This is a genomic window from Brucella sp. HL-2 (assembly GCF_025846885.2).
Classification (GTDB): domain Bacteria; phylum Pseudomonadota; class Alphaproteobacteria; order Rhizobiales; family Rhizobiaceae; genus Brucella; species Brucella quorumnocens.
Genome location: NZ_JAOYTK010000014.1, coordinates 1 through 23735, shown reverse-complemented (window position 1 = coordinate 23735; position 23735 = coordinate 1). Strand labels below are relative to the sequence as shown.

The following is a 23735-nucleotide window of genomic DNA, read 5'->3' as shown; positions in this document are numbered from 1 at the left end:
TTGGTTATATCTCGTGGTTACCAGTCTGGTGCCGTTTTGCCCCTGTAGTCTTGGATTATGTAATGATTTCAGATAATTCGTCGGATAAACTGGTCGACCGCGCAGCGCAGCTGGTGGCTGCTGCAAAGCGTGCGGGGGCTGACCATGCTGACGCGGTTGTGATCCGTGCGCGCTCAGTTAGCGTCTCTGTTCGGCTTGGTAAGGTCGAGGGAACCGAATCGTCGGAGAGTGATGATTTCTCTCTTCGGGTGTTCGTTGGGCGACGTATCGCCAGTGTTTCAGCCAATGCTGGCAGCGATCCCAACAAATTGGCGGAGCGTGCTGTTGCCATGGCGCGTGTTGCTCCGGAAGATCCGTATGAGCAACTGGCCGATCCGGCTTTGCTGGTAAAAGCTCCCCGCGATCTCGATCTCGATCTTTTCGACGCGATCGAAATCGATACGACGCGCCTTACCGAAGACGCACTGGCAACTGAAGCGGCAGCGCGCGCCGTGCAGGGCGTGAGCAATTCGGGTGGTGCTGGTGCATCGCGCAGCATGGGCGGGCTTGTGCTCGTTACATCTTCAGGCTTTTCAGGCGAATATGCTGCAACGCGTTTTGGTCGTTCGGTGTCTGCAATCGCAGGCGAGGGCACGAAGATGGAGCGCGACTATGATTTTAGTTCGCGCCTTCACTTTGCCGATCTCGACACACCCGAAAATATCGGCAGACGCGCCGGTGAACGCGCCGTGCGTCGTCTGGGTGCACGCCAAGCCAAGACGGGTCCGGTTACGGCCGTTTTTGATCCACGTCTGGCGCGGGGTATCGCGGGCCATCTCGCGAGCGCAATCAACGGTGCCGCCGTTGCACGCAAGACCAGCTTTCTGCGCGACAGTCTCGGCAAGCAGATTTTGAAGGCGGGGATCAATGTTACTGATGATCCGCTGCGCATTCGTGGATCGTCGTCGCGCCCGTTTGATGGCGAAGGCATCGAAGGTCAGCCCTTGATGATGGTTGAAGATGGCGTGTTGCAGCAATGGCTTCTGTCAGGTTCGAGTGCACGTGAACTGGGATTGACCGGCAACGGACGCGGTGTGCGTTCGGGTTCAGGTGTCTCACCGGCTTCGACCAATTTTGCCATTGAACCAGGTGTGGAAACACCAGAATCGCTGATCCGGTCTGTAGGCACCGGCTTTTATGTAACGGAAGTGTTCGGGCAGGGCGTCGATATGATCACGGGCCAATATAGCCGTGGCGCTTCCGGGTTCTGGATTGAAAACGGGGAGCTTGCCTATCCTGTGAGTGAGGTGACGATTGCCTCTAATCTCAAGGATATGTTCCTCAATATGACGCCCGCTTCCGATATTGACCGGAATTTTGGCATGACGGCCCCAACCCTTGTGATTGAAGGCATGACCCTTGCCGGAAATTGAGAAACGCAAAGATATACAGAACGAACTAGAACTTCTGCGCAATGCAGCGCGCGAAGCTGGCCGTATTGCAATGCGTTATTTCGGCCAGTCGCCGGAAGTTTGGTTGAAAGATGGACAGTCGCCCGTCAGCGAAGCGGATTTCGCAGTCGATAACTATCTGAAGGAAGTGCTGCTTGAAGCACGGCCTGATTATGGCTGGATTTCAGAAGAAACTACGGATGACAGAGTGGCCGCCGCGCGCCGCCGCGCATTTGTGGTCGATCCGATTGATGGCACACGCGGTTATATCAATGGGCAAACTCAGTGGTGTGTGAGCATTGCCATCGTGGAAGACGGCAAGCCAATTGCCGGTGTGCTGCAATGCCCTGCACGCAATGAAGTGATCGAAGCTGGCAAAGGCTTTGGTGCATCGCAAAACGGCCTGCCGATTAGTACCCGTCTGCCACCAAATGGCCATAAAATTGCCATGGCTTCGGCAAAAAGAATGGTCGAAACTTTGCCGGAAGGCTGGCGTGATCGCGTGATTTTGCATCCTTATGTACCCTCGCTCGCCTATCGGATTGCGATGGTTGCGCGTGGCGATATCGCCGGTACCTTCATTCGGCCAAATTCACATGATTGGGACTTGGCCGCAGCCGATCTCATCCTGAGTGAGTCGGGCGGAGCGCTCTTGACCCACGACGCTCAGCCTCTCATCTACGGTGGACCGACGCTACAACATGGTGCGCTGGTTGCGTCCAGCGGAAACCTTTTGCAGGAAATGTTGAGTGTTGTCGCGGACTGGCCATTGAGCTAATCATGCGGCGAATAAGTTTGTTTCAAGGGATATTGTCATGAGTGCCGAAGGCGACAAAAAGCAGCTTCTTCATCTGGTATTTGGCGGTGAGCTGAAAAAGCTAGGAACCGTTCAGTTCCGCGATCTCGATAATCTCGATGTCGTTGGCATCTATCCTGATTACGAGTCTGCCAAAACTGCCTGGAAGTCCAAGGCGCAGCAGACTGTCGATAATGCGCACATGCGTTATTTCATTGTTCACCTGCATCGCTTGCTTGATCCTGAAGGCGTGGACCTGAAAGCGGAATAAGCGCTTTTGTCTGCTCCGCACAAAGATCAGATGGCAAAGGAAAAAAGCGCGCCGAAAGCCGGTGAACGCAGCCGCTCGGATGGATTTGCAAAGCGTATGTGGCGCCGCATTCGCGGGCCACTTGCGCGTTCGGCTTTCTTACAATTCGCGCTGGTGCAGCTCATTTCCAGCTATCTGAAATTTGTGCATCTGACCAATCCGCGTCTCAAGGGATCTGCTGATATCAAGACCCTTTTGCGCGAAAATAGCCCCTCAATCATAACGTTCTGGCACGGTCAGCACATTATGGCAGCGGCGGTGCGTCCCCATGATCTTGAAGTGGTGGCCATGTTTTCCCGCAGTGCCGATGCGGAACTCAATGCACGTATCGCTGAGAAGTTCGGCTTCATCACAGTGCGAGGCTCTGGTGGGCGCGGCGAAGGCAACTCCGCTAGAAAAGGTGGAGCGCGCGCGCTTTTAACGTTGAAAAATGCCCTGAAAAAGGGACAATCAGCGTCAATGATTGCTGATATTGCCCACGGCAAAGCGCGTGAAGCGGGCGAAGGAATTATTTTGCTGGCCAAATTATCAGGTCGACCAATAATGCCTTTTGCGTATGCTTTTTCGCGGAATCATGTTTTGCATAAGACATGGGATAAGACCACAATTCCGTTGCCATTCGGCCGCTCGATAATTGTCTGTGGAGAGCCGGTCTGGGTGGATGAAAATGCCGATGAGGCACAACTGGAAGAAAAGCGCATGGAATTGACGCGCCAACTCAATGACGCGACGACCAAGGCCTATGCCGCATTGGAGGCAGGTAAATGAGTGAACGTTGGGCACGAAACATGTTGTCGGCCTATCGTATGCTCGGCTCTGCGGCCTATCCTTTCATCGGCACTTATATTTCCTATCGTGCATCACGCGGCAAAGAAGAGCGTGCCAGGCGCGGTGAGCGTTACGGCAAAACGTCGATAGCTCGACCGCAAGGGCCTGTCATATGGGCTCATGCTGCAAGTGTTGGAGAATCGGTTGCCATGGCGCCGCTGATTGAAAGCATCGCAGCCACTGGTATCCACATCGTTATGACGACGGGAACGGTGACATCGGCGAAACTGGTTGCCGATCAGCTGGGCAGTCAGGTTATCCATCAATATGCGCCGCTCGATCTGCAACCGGCGGTCAACAATTTCCTTGATCACTGGAAGCCGGATCTGGCGATAGGCTGTGAATCCGAGATTTGGCCAGCAACAGTGCTTTCGCTTGGCGCGCGGCATATTCCGCATGTGCTGGTCAACGGCCGTCTTTCGGACCGTTCTTTTGCGGCATGGCAGAAACGACCAGAATTGGCGGAAGCGCTGTTTGAAAACTTCGCGCATGTGATTGCGCAGTCCGAGCTTGATGGCGATCGATTTCGGGCTCTTGGGGCAAGGCCGGTTAGCGTTTCGGGCAATCTCAAGGTCGATACGGCCCCGGCACCTGCCGATCCGCAGGCACTGGCAACCATGCAGCGCCAAATTGCCGGACGTCGTACATGGGCTGCAATCTCTACCCACGATGGTGAAGAAGAGATAGCGGCAGAAGTTCATCAGATGCTGAAGGTACGATATCCGCGTCTGGTCACGATCATCGTTCCGCGTCATCCCAACCGCGCTCCCGCCATTGAAGCTATGCTTGGCGAAAAGGGATTGAAAGTCGCAGCACGCAGCCGCGGAGACGTTATCGAAGCGGATACCGATATTCTGCTTGGTGATACGATTGGCGAGATGGGGCTTTATCTCCAACTCACCGAGATTGCCTTCATTGGTAATTCACTGACCAAAGAAGGTGGGCATAATCCGCTTGAACCCGCCATGATGGGCACAGCAGTGCTGACGGGCAAGAATGTTCAGAATTTCCGTGAATCCTTCCAGCGCCTTATCAAGAATGGTGGTGCGCGCGTGGTGAAGGATCGCAACATGCTCGCCGGTGCGATCAACTTTCTCTTCAATAATCCGCAGCACCTGCGCTCGATGATCACTGCCGGTGCAAACACGGTAAAGGATATGCGCGGCGCGCTGGATCGCACATTGAATTCGCTCGAGCCATTCATTCAGCCGCTAGTTTTGCAGGCGCAGTTGCCGGGAAATCGTAACGATTCGGCCTTTATCAACGGCGGCATCTAAGCATGGCGAGCGAGGCACCACCCTTCTGGTGGGAAAAGCCTGACTGGCGTGCCTGGGGGCTTGCGCCCCTGTCCTGGGTCTATGGCGCTATTGCTGGCCGACGGCTTCTTAAAGCGGAACCGCCAAAAATCGCGGCGCCCGTTCTCTGTATCGGTAATTTTACAGTGGGCGGCGCAGGCAAAACTCCGACTGCTATTGCCTTTTCAAAGGCCGCAAAAGTGCGCGGCTTACATCCCGGTATTGTTTCGCGCGGTTATGGCGGCAATTACAAAGGGCTGCACATCGTTGATCCGTCCTCTGACAGCGCACGTCATGTCGGCGACGAACCGCTGCTGCTTGCGCGTCATGCGCCCGTAGCGCTTTGCCCGGATCGCTTGAAGTCGGCGCAGGAATTACATCGGCGCGGCTGCGACTTTATCATTATGGATGATGGTTTTCAGAGTGCACGACTGCATGCCGACTTTTCGCTGCTGGTGGTCGATTCGACACGCGGGATCGGCAACGGTCTGGTGATTCCTGCAGGTCCCTTGCGCGCGCCGTTGACTGACCAGATGCGCAAGACCGACGCTCTGCTGCGCATTGGCAAGGGTGGTGCGGCTGATTTTGTGGTGCGGCAGGCGTCACGTGCCGGGCGCGCCGTTTACGAGGCACGGTTGCTGCCTTCGTCGGCTTCAGCGGTTGCTGGCAATCGCTGGCTGGCTTTTGCGGGGATTGGCAACCCCGCCAAGTTCTTTGCCAGTGTGGAGGAGGCTGGCGGCGAGGTTGTGGAAAGTCAAACCTTCCCAGATCATTACAGCTATCAGCCGGATGATATTCGCAAACTCATTGAAACAGCGGACCGGCTTGGATTGGGCCTAATTACCACTGCCAAGGATCACGTTCGCCTGGTGACAATGAGTGAGGTGCCGAATGAGTTTATGCGCGAATTAGCCGTACTCGATATAGATCTGCAATTTGAGCGTAAGGACGCGCTGGGCCATATTCTCGATATGGCAGTCGAGCGGTACAAAACCCGCTCTTTATCGGCTTCTAAACCAGTTTAAGCCTTCTTGCGGCTGCGCAATTCAGGATTAAGTGCAAGCTCACGCTCGTAGGAAATCAGCCCCGACGCATAAGCTTCCTGGCGCGCTACGCTCCAATATTTCAACTCATCGAGCGGAACAGGTGCACCGGTCACGGCACAAAGCACAAAAGAGCCGTGCTTTACGATTTCAAAATCGCCGTCGAGATAACGCAGGACAGCTTCTGATGAGCGAGGTGATTCAAACTTGTTCATTGTGTAATTCCTTGATGCCAGAATCTATCAAGCAGCGAATGCTTCGTCCAGAGCGTGTCGCGTTTAATCGCACCCATGGTGCTCGCTCTAGATCCATTTAACTGCGACATGCTTTAGCCTCTGCTTAGCGCCGGCCAAACAATCGCTCAATATCGGTAAGTTTCAGCTCAATATAGGTGGGGCGTCCGTGATTGCATGTACCGGAGCCGGGTGTTGCCTCCATATCACGCAAGAGCGCATTCATTTCTTCAGGTTTAAGCCGTCGACCCGAACGCACTGAACCGTGGCAGGCCATGGTGGCAGCGACGTGGTTCAGCATCGCTTTGAGACCATCGGACGTGTCGTGCTCCGCAACTTCATCAGCCAAATCGCGGATAAGCTGCTGCACGTTCATCTCGCCTAGCATGGCAGGTGTTTCGCGCACAGCGATTGCGCCGGGGCCGAACTGTTCAATACCGAGGCCGAACCGAGACAGCGTTTCAGAATGGGCGGTGAGTCGCTCGGCATCTTCTTCCGGCAGGTCAACAATTTCGGGTATCAGCAGCATCTGCCCCGGTATCGGGCGAGAATGCAGCGCATTCTTCAACGCTTCATAGACGAGGCGCTCATGTGCTGCGTGCTGGTCTATGATGACCAGACTGTCTTCTGTCTGCGCGACGATATAATTTTCGTGAATCTGTGCACGTGCAGCGCCAAGTGGCTTCTGCATCGTTTCGACAGAGGCTTCCCCGATGGTGGCGCGTGCATCGGCTGCGGGTATTGTTGCAATCGTTGCCTGCTCGTCTTCATGAAAGGCAAGCGGGCTATCAAAACTCAGCGGCTTATGTGCCGGGTGTGCCGTTTGCGGCGACCATTCTGTACGTGGCGCGGATGGTGTCGCTGGTCGCCACGCAGGAGCCGCGTAATTGCCGGTAGAGGCGCGCGATTGAAATCCTTCAGCTCGGAACGCTTGCAGCATGGCTTCTGCGCCGCTTGTTGCCGGGCGTATGCCTGATTGTGCAAGCGCCTGCTTGATGGCACCCACAATAAGACCACGCACAAGGCCTGGATCACGGAAGCGAACATCTGCTTTGGCAGGATGCACGTTCACATCCACCAAAGATGGATCGAGTGTCAGAAACAGCACTGCCACTGGATGGCGGTCACGCGCAATGACATCGGAATATGCACCGCGCAGGGCGCCGAAAATCTGTTTATCGCGAACGGGGCGGCCATTCACATATGCAAATTGATGCAGTGCATTGCCCCGGTTAAATGATGGGATGCCGGCAAAACCCGCAAGTCTCACACCATCGCGCTCGGCATCAATATGCAGCGCATTCTCCGAAAATTCCTTGCCGAGTATCTGGCCTATACGCTCAAGCGTGGCATCGACACCGTTTCCTGTCGCGGGAAGTTCCAGCGGCGTCCGATCAGTACCAGCCAGTGAAAACCGAACATGTGGGAAGGCAACCGCAATCCGTTTAACGATATCGGTGATGGCAGTAGCTTCGGCGCGATCCGTTTTCATGAATTTGAGACGCGCAGGCGTCGCATAAAAGAGGTCGCGTACTTCGGCAATGGTACCGCGATTAAGCGCCGCCGGACGTGGGCCTTCCAGATGCCCGCCGTTAACCGCCACTTCAAAGCCCGACTCGGCATCCTGCGGACGTGATTTCAGCGTGAGTTTTGAAACCGAACCGATGGACGGCAACGCTTCGCCGCGAAAACCCAGCGCGCGAATATCATTCACATCGTCAGTGAGCTTGGACGTGCAATGGCGTGAAACGGCGAGTGACAGCTCATTGGAAGGGATGCCAGAACCATTATCGGTCACGCGCAGAAGTGTCTTGCCGCCGCCAGCGGTCACAACCTCGATACGCGTTGCGCCAGCATCGATTGCATTTTCGACAAGTTCCTTGATCACGCTGGCTGGGCGTTCAATCACCTCGCCAGCGGCAATCTGGTTGATAATGGTTTCGCTTAAGTGCTGGATCGTCATGAAACGACTATAGCGGATTCGCGACTGCGAAAAACCGCCATTTGTCGATGATCCAGATCACATTTCGCGTATTCTTTATTTTATCAAATACGACCATAAATGTCGTCGTAACGGACGATGTCATCTTCGCCGAGATATTCGCCGCTTTGCACTTCAATGAGAACGAGCGGCAGAATGCCCGGATTTTCTAGACGGTGCTTGAAGCCGCAAGGGATATAGGTCGATTGATTGTTGGTGAGCAGGATTTCCCGCTCGCCATTGACGACCTTTGCCGTGCCGGAAACCACAATCCAGTGTTCGGAACGATGATGATGCGCCTGCAAGCTCAGACGGCGACCGGGCTTGACCTCGATACGCTTGATCTTGAAACCATCGCCTTCTTCCAGAACCGTATAAGTGCCCCATGGACGGTGTGCCGTGCGGTGCAGTTTTGCCGCTTCGTGACCTTGAGCGCGCAACTTGTTGAAGACCTTGCGCACATCCTGCGCCTTATCGCGATGGGCGACAAGCAGGGCATCTGGCGTATCGACAACGAGAAGATCGTGAACGCCAACGAGGCTGACCAGACGCGTTTCCGAAAGAACAAAGCTGTCGGTTGTTTCTTCGAGTACCGTTTCCCCACGCAGACGATTGCCGTCAGCGTCCGGCTCGATCAGATCGGCCATTGCCGCCCACGAGCCAATATCGGACCAGCCACAGGAAACAGGGATGCAGGCGATGTTGTCTGCCTTTTCCATGACAGCATAGTCGATGGAAATGGCAGGCGTTGCTGCAAACTGATCCTTGGCGATTTCCAGCGTTCTGGTTTCGCCATTCACACCCCGACGTGAGTGCTCAAGCGCTGATCTGGCACCTTCCAGAACTTCAGGAGCATGGCGCTGCATGGCGTCAATCATCGTTAGAGCCTTAAAGCAGAACATGCCGGAATTCCAATAATAGCGGCCGCTCTCAACATAGGTCTGTGCAGTCTCTGCATCCGGTTTTTCAACAAAGCGCCGAACGTCAGTGCCATCGACTTCGATGTAGCCAAAGCCTGTCTCAGGATGATCCGGAACAATGCCGAAAGTGACAATGCGGCCGGCTTCGGCAAGTTTGCGTGCTTCGACTACCGCAGCTGCGAAAGCCGCTTCATCTTCGATCAGATGGTCGGCTGGCATGATCAGCAAAGTCGCATCGGCACCATAGGTTGATGCGGCCTGAAGCGCTGCCAATGCTACAGCGGGCGCTGTATCGCGGCCGAGCGGTTCAAGAAGAAATGTATTGTCGATCTTGCGCGCGTCAGCATCAGCATAGGCATCGAGCGTCAGAAACAGGAAATCGCGGTTTGTGACCGTGAGAATTTGATCTGCATCCTGAAGGCGCGAAGCGCGCGCATAGGTCTTTCCGATCAGCGTACCGCCATCTGGCAGTTCGATGAAGGGTTTTGGGTGGGCGTCGCGTGAAAGCGGCCAGAGTCTGGAACCAGAACCGCCGCTGATGATAACCGGGATAAAGCTCATTTGCTGATGGTATCCTTCGTTGCGTTACGGGCGATTTCGAGTCCCATTGTCAATAATTCACTGGCCTGAGCTTCGCTGGCAGATTCGACATAGCAGCGTAGTTCCGGTGCATTTCCTGACGCACGATAATGCACCGCATTACCTGATTTGAAGAACAGCTTTACGCCATCGATTGCTTCAAACCGTATAACAGAGTCAGTTGCCGGGAAAAGCTGAATACGTGCGTCTTCCTGCGTGATGACTGACAGAAATGCGGCACTTTTTTCTTGCGGCACATTCTGCAAGCGATCGCTCAATGCAATTCGAAAGCCATAGCTGTGCGCGATTTCGGAAAGAGGCGTTTGCGTTTGTTTGATCGTGCTCAGACAAGCAAGGATTGGCAGAAGCGCGTCGCGCGTTGGGAGTGCAGATAGTTGCCGACCGCCTTTGCCGATAGCGCTTCCTAGAAGCACGCCGCCATTTGCTTCAAATCCAACCACGCTCTTTGCGTTTTCGTTCAGAGCCTGCTGCATACCGGCAATCACATATGGCGAGCCGACGCGTGTACGTAAAACGCGGCCAAACTTTCCGCACTCTTCCAGCGCTGCATTGGAAGTGACTGGCGTGACGATGACATCGGCACCGACCCAGGCAGATGTGATGGCACCCACAAGGTCGCCACGCACAAAATTTCCATGCTCGTCTGCAATAAGAGGGCGGTCTGCGTCGCCATCAGTTGAGACGATAGCATCAAATTGGTCATGCTTTGCCCATTGCGCAAGAAGCTGAATATCTTCCGGGCGTAGCGCTTCGGTATCGACCGGCACAAAAACATCGGAACGGCCAAGTGCGACTGTTTCTGCACCAAGTGCGCCAAGGACATTGGTGAGAAGATCACGTGCTACCGACGAATGCTGATACACACCGACTTTCAGTCCTGTGAGGCTGTCGGTGCCTAAAAGCTGGATGTAACGCTCGGCATAGGCATTGATCGCGCTATCGCTTACGGACAAGCCAACAGCTTTCCGTGATGCAATATCAGCCGGGAGAGCAACATAAGCCGCACTTATCGCGGCTTCGTCATCCTTATCGATTTCACCATCGGCGCGATAAAATTTCAGTCCATTGCGGTCATCTGGAATATGACTGCCAGTAACCATGATACAGGGCGCATTTTGCGCCATCGCATAATAGCTCAGAGCAGGTGTGGGCAAGACGCCGCAATCAACAGGTGTGAAGCCTGCATCTTCAATCGCGCCCATGGCAAGTGCTGCGATATCAGGGCTTGATGGGCGCAAATCCTGACCGACAAACACTTTGTCGCCGGTATTCAGGTTACCTGTTGATTTCAGCATATGCACAAATGCCAGCGAATAGGCATAAGCAGGCAATCCGTTAAGCTCGGTCGCCAGTCCTCTGAGACCGCTTGTGCCGAATTTGAGGGAATTGCCTGTCATGCCGTGTCCGAACCTGTCTTCAGATGAAAATCGATCTGTTGCATATACACTGTTAGAATAGCCTTTTATGCGCCCGACAGGGCACTCAGCGCTCTCATTTCAATATCAGGCTCTGTAAAAGCCGTTTCTCATATCGCGTATATTACGGACCGTTTCAATCGCTGCGTGTTTATGTGGTTATCGAGAACTTTCCGCTTAAGCGGTTCCAGTTGGTGTTGAACCGTTGGAACCGCTTAATCTATTTGGTTTGGCGCATTTTGAACGCAAAACCGCTTTCCGCTTTTGGCTTAGATGCTCTAAACATAGTCCCGATGGGCGGGCAAGTTGAGGTCTGGCAGACTTTCGGCCTGCATCACCGCACGGGCAACGGCATGAGCCATCACAGTTGCAGCAATAGCACCGATGGCCGTCACATCAGCTTCAACACCTTCTGCCTTGCCTGTCGAGAGCGCAAAGATCGTATCGCCATCCCACATTGTGTGGATGGGGTTGATCGAACGGGCAAAGCCGTCATGTGCCATGCCAGCGATCTTTTTCAGTTCAGCCTTGTTGAACGGAACATTGGTTGCAATCGCGCCAATGGTGGTGTTGGCACCGCCGGATTTGACGACATTGCGACCCTGCATGATCGAGTCCATGATGTTGCGGAAGCCTTCGCCGTCTTCGCTACGAGCTCCCGCCAGAATCTGCTGCGAGTTGGGGGCGTAGACATCGCCAACGGCGTTTACAGCGACAATCGCGCCGACCACGACTTCGGTTCCGGGAACCTTGTAGCTTGCTGTGCCAAGGCCGCCTTTCATCGCATATTCCATACCAAACATCTTGCCGACGGTTGCACCTGCGCCTGCGCCAATATTGCCTTCGCCGGAGGCTTCGGCTTTTGCAGCCTTACACGCCAGATATCCGGCTTCTTCATCAGGACGAACGGAAAAATCTCCCACACCAAGATCCATCAGGATGGCCGCAGGCACAATCGGAACGACACCCTTGCCGATTTTGAAACCGAGATTGTTCTCTTCGAGATAGCGCATCACACCAGTCGCGGCACTGAGACCATAAGCGCTGCCACCGGATAGCAGAATAGCTTGTACTTGTTGAACATAGTTCATTGGATCGAGAAGATCGGTTTCGCGTGTGCCGGGTGCGGAGCCACGCACATCGACGCCTGCTGTTGCTCCTTCTTCGCAAAGCAGAACGGTGCAGCCGGTTGGGCGCTTGGTCAGCGTATGATGCCCGAGTTTCATTCCCGGGACATCGGTAATGCTTCCGCCTATCAATTCCAGCATGCTTGTTTCTCCCCTTTGTGCTGCTGTTGCCGAACCGACTATGAAGGGTATTGTCCCCAACCCTGCAAGCGATTTTGCGAATGTTCTTCGATCCACAGGTATGTCCTCCCCCAAGATGGATTTTTATTCAGGTAATATATTCTTTTCCCTTGCGCGACGCTGACGCAAGACATCGGCCACGAATGTTCGCGACAAGGCGTGATAGAGCGGCTCATGTGAAATAAGCCGGGCGGTGCCATATCCCAGCATCGATGCACACATCAGCGGAATGACGTTGTTGTGGTTGCCGGTCATTTCCAGAATGATGACAAAGGCAGTCATAGGGGCTTGCACTACGCCGGCAAAGTAGCCCGCCATACCCAGAACGGCTGCGAGACTGATGCTGGTTCCAAGAAGCAGCCCTATGGTGCTGCCGAGTCCCGCACCGACGGACAAGGATGGTGCAAATATGCCGCCGGGGATGCCGGACACCATAGAGAGAAGCCCTGCAATAAATTTCTCCACGAAATAGAATGGAGACAGCGGCAGACCTTCTACTGCACTACGGGCTTGATCATATCCGGTGCCAAAAGTCGCTCCACCCGATGCAACGCCGATGATGGCGATCACCAGACCACAGGCGCCTGCTATAAGTACGGTATCCCGAAGCGGTGCCTTCTGAACGCGGCGTCGTACACGATTTGTCAGATTAAGTGCGAGCGCACTGAATGCAGCGCCGAATGCACCACCAATCACGCCACAGCCGATTACCAGAACCCAATCCATATGGGTTGTAACGGTTACAGTCGTCAGACCGAAATAGTTATAGTTGCCGACAAGGCCGAGCGAGGCGAGACCTGCGAGGATAACTGCGGAGAGAACCAGGCCGTTGGTTCTGGCTGCATAGGCGCGCCCCATTTCTTCGATGGCGAAAACGATGCCCGCAAGCGGCGTATTGAAGGCTGCCGCGATGCCAGCTGCGGAGCCCGCCAGAATGAGTCCACGCGCTTGTTCCATGCTGCCGATGCGTGCCGATAACAGCATGATCGATGCGCCGATCTGCACGGTGGGACCTTCACGGCCGATGGACGCACCAGAAAAAAGACCAACAATGGTAAGGACGATCTTACCAAAAGCAATCTTCAGCGAGAGGAGCAACGTTCTGTCTTCATGATTGTTCAGGTGACGGGCAGCAATTGCCTGCGGGATGCCGCTGCCGCCAGAGCCGGGGAAACAGGCAATTGCGATCCAGGAGCACAGCATGAAGCCAAGTGGTGTGATGATGAGCGGCAACCAAGCCCGCCATGGGCTGGCAGAGCCATCGGTCAATCTCTTGAACCAGTCCTGTGCAATATCTGCAGCTTCTGCAAAGGCTACGCTGATAAGGCCGATTGCGATTGCGCCACACCAGAAGACGAGCCGAGGCTTCCACAAACGTGGAGACATCCACATTGCCCGTGAACGGCGAATGAGTGGAACGCGTTGATATGATTTACGCATTGTGCCCCCTTTGGGCCAATTACACAAAGTATGCGGGCGATTTATCACGAAAATCGTTATCAGTAACTGAAACTTGTCCGCAAAAGACTTTCCAAGTAGTCATAACCATGTTACCAGCCGGTGCCAATTCAACACGAAACCCAGTCTAGTCGCAGCTCCCGGATGCTTACCGGAGAGGCGGCTTTTCTCATTCGGTAAAACCGGTAAAGGAATTGGCAATGGCAAAAATCGTGGAATCTTCCACTGGCGCGCTCGCTCTTACTTTTGATGATGTGCTTTTGCAGCCGGGCCATTCCGAAGTGATGCCCGGACAGGTCGATCTGCGCACACGTATTGCCAAAGATATCGAGCTTAATCTGCCGCTACTCTCCGCTGCAATGGACACCGTGACGGAATCGCGTTTGGCCATCGCTATGGCGCAGTCGGGTGGCATTGGTGTTATTCATCGCAATCTGACACCTGAGCGTCAGGCCGAGGAAGTCCGGCAGGTCAAGAAGTTTGAATCCGGCATGGTGGTAAACCCTGTCACGATCGGACCAGATGCGACGCTTGCCGATGCACAGGCAATCATGAAGGCGCACCGCATTTCCGGCATTCCTGTTGTCGAAAATGCTGGCAAAGGTCCGGGCCGTCTGGTCGGCATTTTGACCAATCGTGATGTGCGGTTTGCTTCTGACCCGGCGCAGAAAATCTACGAACTGATGACGCGCGAAAACCTTATCACTGTGCGTGAAAACGTGCAGCAGGATGAAGCCAAGCGCTTGCTGCATGCTCACCGCATCGAAAAGCTGCTGGTTGTCGACGATCAGGGGCGTTGCGTAGGCCTCATTACGGTCAAGGACATTGAAAAGTCGCAGCTCAATCCAAATGCTGCCAAGGATGCACAAGGTCGTCTGCGTGCTGCTGCTGCTACGAGCGTTGGTGAAGACGGCTATGAGCGTGCCGAACGTTTGATTGATGCAGGCGTCGACCTTTTGGTTGTCGATACAGCGCATGGTCATTCGCAGCGTGTTCTCGATGCCGTTGCACGCATCAAGAAGGCTTATCCGAATGTAGCTATTCTCGCAGGTAATGTTGCTACGGCTTCAGGCACACAGGCACTGATCGATGCAGGTGCGGACTCCGTCAAGGTCGGTATCGGACCGGGTTCGATCTGCACCACGCGTATTGTTGCAGGCGTTGGTGTTCCGCAGCTTTCCGCAATCATGTCGGCGGTTGAAGCAGCTCACAAGCACAACATTCCGGTAATCGCCGATGGTGGTATCAAGTTCTCCGGCGATTTTGCCAAAGCGCTTGCTGCCGGAGCGGTTGCAGCCATGGCAGGCTCGCTACTGGCGGGTACGGAAGAAAGCCCGGGCGAAGTCTATCTGCATCAGGGTCGTTCATTCAAATCCTACCGCGGCATGGGTTCGGTCGGGGCGATGGCGCGTGGCTCGGCGGATCGTTACTTCCAGGCTGAAGTCCGTGATGAACTGAAGCTCGTCCCGGAAGGCATCGAAGGTCAGGTTGCTTACAAGGGGCCGATCTCGGCAGTTCTACACCAGCTCGCTGGTGGGCTGCGCGCTTCCATGGGCTATGTCGGCGCAAAGACGCTGGAAGAGTTCCGTGACAAGGCGACCTTCGTTCGCATTTCTAATGCGGGCCTGCGTGAAAGCCATTCACACGGTGTATCGATCACCCGTGAAAGCCCGAATTACCCGGGCGGCATGTAAGCGTTGCATTTATAGTTCTGAGAAGGCGGCTTTCGAGCCGTCTTTTTATTTTGCAAGCGAAGGCAGTTCATCATCCTTGATGAGAAGATTGTTCGCACTTTCGATGATGCACTCGGCAAGTGCCTGAAAATCTTTGCGACGCTTACTTTGTCTTCGCCAGAAGAGCGCGATTTCGCGCTTTGGCTGCTCGCCTTCAAACGGGACGATGCGCATGTGATTACTGCGCGCTTCGGCGCGAACGGCAATTTCAGGGATCAACGTCAGGCCCATGCCATGGCTCACCATTTGCAGCAGTGTCGTCATGCTGGTCGCGCCATATTTCACAAGTTGCCGCTTCGACGGCAAAGAGCAGACCGCCAGCGCCTGATCGCGCATACAATGGCCTTCTTCAAGTAACAGCAAGCGATCAAGCGCCACGCTATCCTGTGTCATGGGCGACGAGAGGATCGTCTGGTCATTGCTGGACGTCGCGATCAGAAAGCGGTCGTCGAAGAGTTTTTCATGCGCAAGTCGATCATCCGTGATTGGAAGCGCTGCAACAATAGCATCGATTTCGCCTGCATGGAGTTCATCGAGAAGCTTGGCTGTCACGCTTTCACGCAGTTGCAGACGAAAAGACGGGTGCCGGTCTCTGAGCAGTGGAATGAGATGTGGCACGACATAGGGCGCGACTGTCGGAATGATCCCAAGACGCAACTGGGTTTGCAGCAAGCCTTTGCTTTGTGCTGAAATTTCCTCAAGCGCGTGAAGCTCTTTGAGAATCGTTCTGATGCCGGGAAGAAGTTCACGGCCAAGCTCTGTCATGATGACTTTACGTTGTGAGCGTTCAAATAGTGACGCGCCAGCGACGGCTTCCATTTCGGCGATCTGAGCTGATAGGGCAGGCTGTGAAATATGCGCGAGCTCAGCTGCTTTTCGAAAATGAAGTGTGCTGGCAAGCGCATCGAAATAGCGCATTTGTCTAATCGTAAACATGATAGGAAAATCCTATCAATAATAACACAAAAAGCAATTGGAGATTATTATTGGAGCAAGTCTAAACTGCTTTTGTTACCCAGCCAGAGCGTGTCGTAGCAGGGCTACTTCATGCCAAAAGCCAGGCTGATTGCTGGATAGACCAATTTATTTTAGGAGGGAAATTCCCATGGCAGACCGTCCGATTATGACTACAAGCGCTGGTGCGCCAATCCCGGATAACCAGAATTCCCTTACCGCTGGTGAGCGCGGTCCCGTTTTGCTGCAGGACTATCAGCTGATTGAAAAGCTGTCGCACCAGAACCGTGAGCGTATTCCTGAGCGCGTTGTTCACGCCAAGGGTTGGGGTGCATTCGGCACGCTGACAATTACTGGCGATATTTCCAAATACACCAAGGCCAAGGCTCTGCAGCCTGGCGCGAAAACCCCGATGCTGGCTCGCTTCTCGACTGTTGCCGGTGAGCAGGGTGCAGCCGATGCTGAGCGCGATGTGCGCGGCTTTGCACTGAAGTTCTACACCGAAGAAGGCAACTGGGATCTGGTTGGCAACAATACGCCGGTCTTCTTCGTGCGTGATCCACTGAAGTTCCCCGATTTCATCCACACCCAGAAGCGTCACCCAAAGAGCAACCTGCGTTCGGCAACCGCCATGTGGGATTTCTGGTCGCTTTCGCCGGAGAGCCTGCATCAGGTAACGATTCTGATGTCGGATCGCGGATTGCCGACTGATGTGCGTCACATCAATGGTTATGGCTCGCATACCTACTCGTTCTGGAATGATGCTGGTGAGCGTTATTGGGTCAAGTTCCACTTCAAGACCTTGCAAGGTCACAAGCACTGGACCAATGACGAAGCTGAGCGCGTGATCGGCCGTACACGTGAATCCACGCAGGAAGATCTGTTCACCTCCATTGATAAGGGCGAGTTCCCGCAGTGGAAGGTTCAGGTACAGATTATGCCCGAACTGGATGCCGACAAGACTCCTTATAACCCGTTCGATCTTACCAAGGTGTGGCCACATGCCGACTATCCGCCAATCGATATTGGCGTGATGGAGCTCAACCGCAACGCGGAAAATTACTTCACCGAGATCGAAAACGCGGCGTTTTCGCCATCAAACATCGTGCCGGGCATCAGTTATTCGCCTGACAAGATGCTACAGGCACGCCTGTTCTCTTATGCCGATGCCCATCGCCATCGCCTTGGTACGCATTATGAGAATCTTCCGGTCAACCAGCCGAAGTGCCCTGTGCATCACTACCATCGCGATGGTCAGATGAACACTTTTGGCGGCATCGCGACAGGCAACCCTGATGCCTATTACGAGCCAAACTCGTTCAATGGACCTGTCGAGCAGCCAACGGCCAAGGAGCCGCCACTGCGCATTACTGGTGATGCCGATCGCTACAATCACCGCATCGGCAATGATGATTATTCGCAGCCGCGTGCATTGTTTAATCTGTTTGATGATGGTGAGAAAGCGCGCCTGTTCTCGAATATTGCGGCAGCAATGACCGGCGTCCCAGGTTTTATCGTCGAGCGACAGCTCGCTCATTTCAAGCTGGCGCACCCCGATTATGAAGCCGGTGTTCGCAAAGCATTGAAAGAAGCACACGGCTATGAGGCCAACACCATCGCTCTTGAAGAAGAGTCGACTGCAGCGGCTGAATAAGCTGGCAGGTGCAAGTGTTAAAAAGCCGGGGCAACTGTCCCGGCTTTTTGCTTTTGAACTGAGTTAAAAACGTAACGAGTCCCATTTGCCGATTGCCTTTTCCCATCAAGGAAGGCTATGCCCGACGCTTAAGATGTGAAGGAGTGGTAATGCGGCTTGGCGGACGCCTTCAGGCGGCGATTGAGGTTCTGAACGATATTGAAGCGGGCAAGCGCCCAGCTTCCGACGCCCTCAAGGATTGGGGTGCCTCGCACCGCTTTGCAGGTGCTGGCGATCGTGCAGTTATCGGCAATATTGTTTATGATGCGCTTCGCCGTAAACTATCCATCGCCTGGCGCATGGATGCAGATGACGCACGTGCATTGGCCCATGGTGCGCTGATCTCCGAAGGCGGTATGGATTTCGCTGCTATTGATGCCGCGCTTGAAGGCGATAAATTTGCCCCTGAATCCTTGGACGCCGCACGTCGCGATGCCTGGACCAGCCGCGATCTTTCTGCGGCACCAGCATTTGTAAAAGCTGATGTGCCCGAATGGTGCATTCCTTCGCTGGAAGCATTGTTTGGTGAGCGCTGGGTGGAAGAGGCTGCGGCCCTTGCGACACGCCCGCCCGTCGATCTCAGAGTCAATCTGCTGAAGGCCACACCGCAGGCAACGTTGGCCGCTCTCGAAAAGGCAGGTGTTGCAAAGGCGCCGCTCCTTGATCAGGCGTTACGCATTCCTCCGATTGAAGCACTTGGACGTCATCCGAATGTGCAGACTGATCAGGCGTTTCTTGACGGTTGGTTTGAGGTGCAGGATCTGGGTTCGCAGATGGCTGCCTTGTTTGCTGGTGCTAAACCCGGTGAGCAGGTGCTGGATTATTGTGCGGGCGCTGGTGGCAAGACGCTGGCGCTGGCTGCTGCTATGCAAAATAGCGGACAGGTTCACGCTTATGATGCCGAACGCGCGCGTCTCTCGCCGATGCATGACAGATTGCAAAGAGCAGGTGTGCGAAACACGCAGATTCATGGCAATCTAGATGCGCTTGCGCCACTTATTGAACGCATGGACCTTGTGCTCACCGATGCGCCATGCACGGGCTCTGGCACGTGGCGACGCAGACCGGACGCAAAATGGCGTCTGAATGATCAGCAGCTTGAACGTCGTGTGCAGGACCAGCAGGAAGTGTTGGAAGCGGCCAAGCATTATGTGAAACCGGGTGGACGACTAGTTTATGTGACCTGTTCGCTTTTTGACGAAGAAAATACACGGCAGGTTGAGCGCTTCCTCACTGAGAACAGCAATTATTCGGAAGTGGCTCCGGCGGAACTTTGGAGCAGGGTGGTTCCGGAAGCTGGTACGGTTGCGCCGGTGTATCCGGCGCGCGGCAGCGTATTTTCCCCATTGTCAACGGACACAGATGGGTTTTATGTGAGTGTCTTACAAAAGCACAGCTGAGCTCGGGGACCATTATGCCAGCGCATAGAATAGCCGAGCCCGATTTTAAGGAACGCGTTGAGGAGAGTTTCGGTCGACAGGCCGCCATGAAGTTGATCGGAGCCGAACTCACGCGCTGTGAGCCAGGCATCGTCGAAGTCGAAATGCCGTTTCGCGAAGAGCTGACACAGCAGCACGGCATTCTTCACGCAGGCATAATTTCCGCGGCATTGGACTCTGCCTGCGGTTATGCAGCCCTCAGTCTTATGCCGACTGACGCTGCAGTGCTTACAATAGAGTTCAAGGTCAATCTGCTAGCCCCCGGTAGAGGTGACCGTTTTCTGTTCCGTGGTGAGGTTACCAAGCCCGGACGGACGATCATGGTCAGTGATGGACAGGCTTTCGCTGTGACGGACACGGAAGTGCGTCTTATTGCGACCATGACAGGGACAATGATGGTTGTTCAGGATCGTAAGGGGCTACAGGGATGATCAAAAGCATTGCAGGAAAACGCCTTCTTTATGTCATGGCGACAGAAGCGGAATATGGTCCGTATCTGAGTTCGCTCTTCTTGCCACTGATGATCGGCGTCGGTCCGGTTGAATCAGCAATCAATCTGACACGTGTTCTCACAGTATTGGAACAGCAGGGCGAATTGCCTGATCTGATCGTCTCGCTCGGTTCCGCTGGATCGGCGACACTGCCACAGGCCGATGTCTATCAGGTCTCATCAGTCGCTTACCGCGATATGGATGCTTCCCCCTTAGGCTTTGAAAAAGGCTGCACGCCATTTCTGGACTTGCCGAAGACCATTGAATTGCCATGTCTTGTGCCGGGTCTTCCAAGCGCGACACTTTCAACGGGTGCAAATATCGTCTCCGGAAAAGCCTATGAGACGATTGAAACCGATATGGTGGATATGGAGACGTATGCCTGCCTGCGCGCCTGTCAGGCATATGGCATCACGCTGATTGGTCTGCGTGGAATTTCCGACGGCATACGAGAATTGCAGCATGTGGGTGACTGGACGGAATTCCTGCACATCATCGACGAGAAACTCGCAAGTGCGGTCGAAGAGCTGGAAGCAGCGATTTTTGACGGTGTCCTGATACTTCCTGGCACTTCCTGACAATGATATGTCAGTATAGGCCAAGTTTCTCTGTTTGATTGTTGAAACGTGGCACTTCGTCCATTGCATTTTGGCTGCTTTTTATCTAGATGCTCCGCATGAGCACCACGGCACATCCTGACACTATCCTTATCATCGACTTTGGCAGCCAAGTCACGCAGCTGATTGCACGCCGCGTACGCGAAGCTGGAGTCTATTCCGAAATCGTTCCGTTCCAGTTGGCGGAAGATGCCTATAAGCGCATTAATCCGAAGGCTGTGATCCTGTCGGGTAGTCCACACTCGACAACGGACATCGGCAGCCCGCGCGCTCCACAGGCAATTTTCGAGGCGGACATCCCTGTTCTCGGCATTTGCTACGGCGAGCAGACCATGTGCGCCCAGCTGGGTGGCAAGGTCGAAAGCGGCCATGACCGCGAGTTCGGTCGCGCCTTCCTCGAAGTTCAGGAAGACAGCGCGCTGTTTGCTGGCATCTGGGCCAAGGGCACACGTCATCAGGTCTGGATGAGCCATGGCGACCGCGTCACAGCGCTCCCTGAAGGCTTCAAGGTCATCGGCACATCGCCAAATGCACCTTTTGCAGCTATTTCGGATGAGAAACGCAAGTATTTCGCGGTTCAATTCCACCCGGAAGTGGTGCATACGCCAGATGGCGCGAAGCTCATTCAGAATTTCGTTCACAACATCGTCGGTATAAAGCCTGACTGGACCATGTCTGCCTATCGCGAACAGGCTGTTGACGCCATCCGCAAACAGGTCGGCAAGGGTAAGGTCATCTGCGCTCTCTCCGGTGGCGTTGACTCGTCAGTTGCCGCTCTCCTGATTCATGAAGCAGTTGGCGATCAGCTGACTTGCATTCTTGTTGACCACGGATTGATGCGCAAGAACGAGGCTGCCGATGTGGTGGCCATGTTCAAGGAGCATTATAATCTGCCGCTGATCCTCGTGAACGCGCAGGATCGTTTCATTGGCGCTCTCGAAGGCGAAAGCGATCCGGAAAAGAAGCGCAAGACCATTGGTCGTCTGTTCATCGAAGTTTTCGAAGAAGAAGCGAACAAGCTCGGCGGCGCGGACTTCCTTGCTCAGGGTACGTTGTATCCAGACGTTATCGAAAGCGTCTCGTTTACCGGTGGCCCCTCGGTCACGATCAAGTCGCACCACAATGTTGGTGGTTTGCCAGAGCGCATGAACATGCAGCTGGTCGAGCCTTTGCGCGAACTCTTCAAGGATGAAGTGCGCGTACTCGGTAAGGAACTTGGTCTTCCTGACAGCTTCATCGGACGCCATCCATTCCCCGGCCCGGGTCTTGCGATCCGTTGCCCGGGCGGCATTACGCGCGAAAAGCTTGAAATTCTGCGCGAAGCTGACGCGATTTATCTTGATGAAATCCGCAAGGCTGGTCTTTACGATGCCATCTGGCAGGCGTTCGCAGTTCTGCTTCCGGTTCAGACCGTTGGCGTTATGGGCGATGGCCGTACCTACGAATTCGTCTGCGCACTGCGTGCAGTGACTTCAGTTGATGGTATGACTGCTGACTTCTATCACTATGACATGAACTTCCTTGGCAATGCGGCCACTCGCATTATCAATGAAGTGCGCGGTATCAACCGCGTCGTCTATGATGTCACGTCGAAGCCCCCGGGCACGATTGAGTGGGAATAAATAGAGCTGAGCTCATGTATCTGTGCCGCCGCATCTCAATTCGATGTGGCGGCACAGTGCTATTCAGCACATCAATAATACGAGCTATTGGTTGATTTCCGGCTCAACCAGCCTTCTCAGCTTGTCCAGTGAATCTTGCCAGCCAAGATAGCATGCTTCAGCGGGTATGATGTCAGGGACACCTTCCTGTGCGATGGTGATCTCGGTGCCGACTGATACGGCTTTCAAGTCAATCGTTACTTTCATTTCGCCAGGTAGATTGGGATCATCAAACTTATCGGTATAAACGAGGCGTTCTCCGGGGACGAGTTCGACATAGGTGCCACCGAAGGAATGCGATTCGCCGGTCGTGAAATTCCGAAACGACATTCTATGTCCACCGCCGACCTTGGCGGTCATTTCGTGTACCGTGCACAAGAACCCGTACGGGGGAATCCAGCTTGCAATCGCATCCGGTTCCACGAATGCGCGATAGACCTTCTCGGGTTTGGCGGCAATGACACGGTGTAAGCGAATGGTGCTAGGCATGGTTTCCTCCCTGTAGCCTTGCTCAGTTGGTCTGGATGACCGTCTTTCGGTTGAAAAGTAATTCCACATATCGATAGAGATGGTCGATGCTTTCGACGGCGCGCTGTGGGTCGCCGCTCGCTTTGGCGAGAATAAAAGCCCCTTGAATGACGGACTGAGTATGTAGCGCGAGGCTTTCAGCCGTAAAGTCGCGAGGTGCGCCATGTTGCTCCGTGGCTGCTTCTAGATCAGTCACCAAAGTCTCGGCGTGTCCTGAAATGCTTTCCCAGCATGCTTTTTGAATCGCTGGACTGGTGCCGTAAGTCTCTTGCGCCATTGTGCCGACAAGGCAGGTAAATTCCGGCAGCGAGCCATGGATCAGTTCCTTACGAAACGCGATATAAGCAAGAACGCGATCCAAAGGATTGGCAGGTTCATGATAAGGAGCTGTAGCAAAAAGTGCAGCGGTCGTTTCGGACCAATAATTAGCAGCCGCAACAGCCAAATCTTCCTTGCTGGAAAAGTGGTGAAAGAATGCACCCTTAGAAAGGCCAGCTTCCGTGCAGATATCGTCAACGGTCGTGGCTGCATAACCTTTCGTCCGAATGACAGTCAGCGCCGCATCCAGCAAGTTCAGTTTCGTTGAAGGGTTCTGCTTTCTGGCCATTCTTCATTCTCCTCAGTATTTATATACCGACTAGTTGGTATGTAATCAAGCAAAAGTTTGAGTATGGGGAGCTCCGCTTGGCTTGGCTTCTTCCTCCGGGTTCTGTGGCGCTCATATATACAGGGACGCTGGGGGAAGGGTTCGGCTTGGGGTGCCTTTGATTGATCGGATAGAATCGGGATGGTTTGTTTGCTTAATGTTTGGTAAATTTGTTTGGTTTTCGCTGTGGAAAGAAAGTTTGGCTATTTTGTTATTTTAGCGTTGACAGTTTTGTTTAGTGGGACGTATATAGCGACACAACGAGGGCGGCGGCGTCGCAAGCGACAGGCTGATGCGTCCTTGGAGTTGACATAAAGAGTTTGGCAGTGATGTTTGAATTGGTTATGTCGGCGGCGT

The 23735-nt window shown here is 54.2% G+C and carries 21 protein-coding genes; 12 read left to right on the top strand and 9 right to left on the bottom strand.

Annotation, left to right across the window (positions count from 1 at the left end):
* Positions 1-62 precede the first annotated feature (62 nt).
* From OIV19_RS15410 to lpxK, 6 genes are read left to right on the top strand one after another with little or no spacing between them, the layout of a single operon-like run.
* Positions 63-1412, top strand: a complete 1350-nt coding sequence (locus OIV19_RS15410) for a TldD/PmbA family protein (RefSeq protein WP_264232180.1) — start codon at positions 63-65, stop codon at positions 1410-1412.
* Entirely contained in the window at positions 1399-2208 is an 810-nt protein-coding gene (locus OIV19_RS15405; protein WP_264232179.1) for a 3'(2'),5'-bisphosphate nucleotidase CysQ, read from the top strand. Before OIV19_RS15410 ends, OIV19_RS15405 begins: the two co-directional genes overlap by 14 nt.
* 37 nt (positions 2209-2245) lie before the next feature.
* Positions 2246-2497, top strand: coding sequence for a DUF4170 domain-containing protein (locus OIV19_RS15400; protein ID WP_095444868.1), 252 nt, complete (start codon positions 2246-2248; stop codon positions 2495-2497).
* 30 nt (positions 2498-2527) lie between these two features.
* Positions 2528-3304, top strand: a complete 777-nt coding sequence (locus OIV19_RS15395; protein ID WP_264232178.1) for a lysophospholipid acyltransferase family protein — start codon at positions 2528-2530, stop codon at positions 3302-3304.
* Positions 3301-4641 (top strand): lipid IV(A) 3-deoxy-D-manno-octulosonic acid transferase, encoded by a 1341-nt coding sequence (waaA, locus tag OIV19_RS15390; RefSeq protein ID WP_151090961.1) that lies wholly within the window; start codon positions 3301-3303, stop codon positions 4639-4641. The genes OIV19_RS15395 and waaA overlap by 4 nt, the downstream gene beginning before the upstream one ends.
* A gap of 2 nt (positions 4642-4643) precedes the next feature.
* Positions 4644-5684 carry a tetraacyldisaccharide 4'-kinase gene (gene lpxK, locus OIV19_RS15385; RefSeq protein WP_264232177.1) on the top strand — a complete coding sequence of 347 codons (1041 nt, stop codon included), beginning with the start codon at positions 4644-4646 and terminating at the stop codon, positions 5682-5684.
* Here lpxK and OIV19_RS15380 read toward each other — a convergent pair.
* The 6 genes from OIV19_RS15380 to OIV19_RS15355 form a co-directional block, all read right to left on the bottom strand.
* Positions 5681-5917: a DUF2093 domain-containing protein gene (locus OIV19_RS15380; RefSeq protein WP_095444864.1), complete on the bottom strand. Its 237-nt coding sequence runs from the start codon at positions 5915-5917 to the stop codon at positions 5681-5683. The genes lpxK and OIV19_RS15380 overlap by 4 nt on opposite strands.
* A 124-nt stretch (positions 5918-6041) precedes the next feature.
* Complete coding sequence (gene mutL, locus OIV19_RS15375; RefSeq protein ID WP_264232176.1) at positions 6042-7898, bottom strand: DNA mismatch repair endonuclease MutL; 1857 nt, start codon at positions 7896-7898, stop codon at positions 6042-6044.
* A gap of 83 nt (positions 7899-7981) precedes the next feature.
* Positions 7982-9397, bottom strand: a complete 1416-nt coding sequence (locus OIV19_RS15370; RefSeq protein ID WP_264232175.1) for a mannose-1-phosphate guanylyltransferase/mannose-6-phosphate isomerase — start codon at positions 9395-9397, stop codon at positions 7982-7984.
* Entirely contained in the window at positions 9394-10833 is a 1440-nt protein-coding gene (locus OIV19_RS15365; protein ID WP_264232174.1) for a phosphomannomutase, read from the bottom strand. The genes OIV19_RS15370 and OIV19_RS15365 overlap by 4 nt, the downstream gene beginning before the upstream one ends.
* Before the next feature lie 296 nt (positions 10834-11129).
* Entirely contained in the window at positions 11130-12215 is a 1086-nt protein-coding gene (locus tag OIV19_RS15360) for a P1 family peptidase (RefSeq protein WP_264232173.1), read from the bottom strand.
* A gap of 27 nt (positions 12216-12242) precedes the next feature.
* On the bottom strand, positions 12243-13598 hold the full coding sequence (locus OIV19_RS15355; RefSeq protein ID WP_151090949.1) for a chloride channel protein: 1356 nt from the start codon (positions 13596-13598) through the stop codon (positions 12243-12245).
* A 218-nt stretch (positions 13599-13816) separates the two neighbouring features.
* On the opposite strand from OIV19_RS15355, the gene guaB reads away from it, so the two are divergent.
* The gene (gene guaB, locus OIV19_RS15350; RefSeq protein WP_151090947.1) at positions 13817-15310 is read left to right on the top strand and encodes an IMP dehydrogenase; all 1494 of its coding nucleotides are present in this window, start codon (positions 13817-13819) and stop codon (positions 15308-15310) included.
* Between the two features lie 45 nt (positions 15311-15355).
* Here guaB and OIV19_RS15345 read toward each other — a convergent pair whose 3' ends face one another.
* Positions 15356-16285, bottom strand: a complete 930-nt coding sequence (locus OIV19_RS15345) for a hydrogen peroxide-inducible genes activator (RefSeq protein ID WP_264232172.1) — start codon at positions 16283-16285, stop codon at positions 15356-15358.
* Positions 16286-16454: 169 nt separating this feature from the next.
* Here OIV19_RS15345 and katA point away from each other — a divergent pair, with 169 nt between their 5' ends.
* The 5 genes from katA (at position 16455) to guaA (ending at position 22165) form a co-directional block, all read left to right on the top strand.
* The gene (gene katA, locus OIV19_RS15340; protein ID WP_191793406.1) at positions 16455-17957 is read left to right on the top strand and encodes a catalase KatA; all 1503 of its coding nucleotides are present in this window, start codon (positions 16455-16457) and stop codon (positions 17955-17957) included.
* 149 nt (positions 17958-18106) lie between these two features.
* Positions 18107-19396, top strand: a complete 1290-nt coding sequence (locus OIV19_RS15335) for an RsmB/NOP family class I SAM-dependent RNA methyltransferase (protein ID WP_264232171.1) — start codon at positions 18107-18109, stop codon at positions 19394-19396.
* Positions 19397-19410: 14 nt separating this feature from the next.
* Positions 19411-19866 (top strand): PaaI family thioesterase, encoded by a 456-nt coding sequence (locus tag OIV19_RS15330; protein WP_095444854.1) that lies wholly within the window; start codon positions 19411-19413, stop codon positions 19864-19866.
* Entirely contained in the window at positions 19863-20504 is a 642-nt protein-coding gene (locus tag OIV19_RS15325; protein WP_264232170.1) for a 5'-methylthioadenosine/S-adenosylhomocysteine nucleosidase, read from the top strand. The genes OIV19_RS15330 and OIV19_RS15325 overlap by 4 nt, the downstream gene beginning before the upstream one ends.
* A 98-nt stretch (positions 20505-20602) precedes the next feature.
* Positions 20603-22165: a glutamine-hydrolyzing GMP synthase gene (gene guaA, locus OIV19_RS15320; protein ID WP_264232169.1), complete on the top strand. Its 1563-nt coding sequence runs from the start codon at positions 20603-20605 to the stop codon at positions 22163-22165.
* Between the two features lie 84 nt (positions 22166-22249).
* Here guaA and OIV19_RS15315 read toward each other — a convergent pair whose 3' ends face one another.
* On the bottom strand, positions 22250-22693 hold the full coding sequence (locus OIV19_RS15315; RefSeq protein ID WP_151090935.1) for an SRPBCC family protein: 444 nt from the start codon (positions 22691-22693) through the stop codon (positions 22250-22252).
* Positions 22694-22715: 22 nt separating this feature from the next.
* Complete coding sequence (locus OIV19_RS15310) at positions 22716-23339, bottom strand: TetR/AcrR family transcriptional regulator (RefSeq protein WP_264232168.1); 624 nt, start codon at positions 23337-23339, stop codon at positions 22716-22718.
* Positions 23340-23735 lie beyond the last annotated feature (396 nt).

Coding starts and splice junctions, on each gene's coding strand:
- OIV19_RS15310 (WP_264232168.1), bottom strand. CDS start 23,339: ATGGCCAGAAAGCAGAACCCTTCAACGAAACTGAACTTGCTGGATGCG.
- waaA (WP_151090961.1), top strand. CDS start 3,301: ATGAGTGAACGTTGGGCACGAAACATGTTGTCGGCCTATCGTATGCTC.
- guaA (WP_264232169.1), top strand. CDS start 20,603: ATGAGCACCACGGCACATCCTGACACTATCCTTATCATCGACTTTGGC.
- katA (WP_191793406.1), top strand. CDS start 16,455: ATGGCAGACCGTCCGATTATGACTACAAGCGCTGGTGCGCCAATCCCG.
- OIV19_RS15380 (WP_095444864.1), bottom strand. CDS start 5,917: ATGAACAAGTTTGAATCACCTCGCTCATCAGAAGCTGTCCTGCGTTAT.
- mutL (WP_264232176.1), bottom strand. CDS start 7,898: ATGACGATCCAGCACTTAAGCGAAACCATTATCAACCAGATTGCCGCT.
- OIV19_RS15410 (WP_264232180.1), top strand. CDS start 63: ATGATTTCAGATAATTCGTCGGATAAACTGGTCGACCGCGCAGCGCAG.
- OIV19_RS15325 (WP_264232170.1), top strand. CDS start 19,863: ATGATCAAAAGCATTGCAGGAAAACGCCTTCTTTATGTCATGGCGACA.
- OIV19_RS15315 (WP_151090935.1), bottom strand. CDS start 22,693: ATGCCTAGCACCATTCGCTTACACCGTGTCATTGCCGCCAAACCCGAG.
- lpxK (WP_264232177.1), top strand. CDS start 4,644: ATGGCGAGCGAGGCACCACCCTTCTGGTGGGAAAAGCCTGACTGGCGT.
- guaB (WP_151090947.1), top strand. CDS start 13,817: ATGGCAAAAATCGTGGAATCTTCCACTGGCGCGCTCGCTCTTACTTTT.
- OIV19_RS15335 (WP_264232171.1), top strand. CDS start 18,107: ATGCGGCTTGGCGGACGCCTTCAGGCGGCGATTGAGGTTCTGAACGAT.
- OIV19_RS15355 (WP_151090949.1), bottom strand. CDS start 13,598: ATGCGTAAATCATATCAACGCGTTCCACTCATTCGCCGTTCACGGGCA.
- OIV19_RS15395 (WP_264232178.1), top strand. CDS start 2,528: ATGGCAAAGGAAAAAAGCGCGCCGAAAGCCGGTGAACGCAGCCGCTCG.
- OIV19_RS15330 (WP_095444854.1), top strand. CDS start 19,411: ATGCCAGCGCATAGAATAGCCGAGCCCGATTTTAAGGAACGCGTTGAG.
- OIV19_RS15345 (WP_264232172.1), bottom strand. CDS start 16,285: ATGTTTACGATTAGACAAATGCGCTATTTCGATGCGCTTGCCAGCACA.
- OIV19_RS15400 (WP_095444868.1), top strand. CDS start 2,246: ATGAGTGCCGAAGGCGACAAAAAGCAGCTTCTTCATCTGGTATTTGGC.
- OIV19_RS15370 (WP_264232175.1), bottom strand. CDS start 9,397: ATGAGCTTTATCCCGGTTATCATCAGCGGCGGTTCTGGTTCCAGACTC.
- OIV19_RS15365 (WP_264232174.1), bottom strand. CDS start 10,833: ATGACAGGCAATTCCCTCAAATTCGGCACAAGCGGTCTCAGAGGACTG.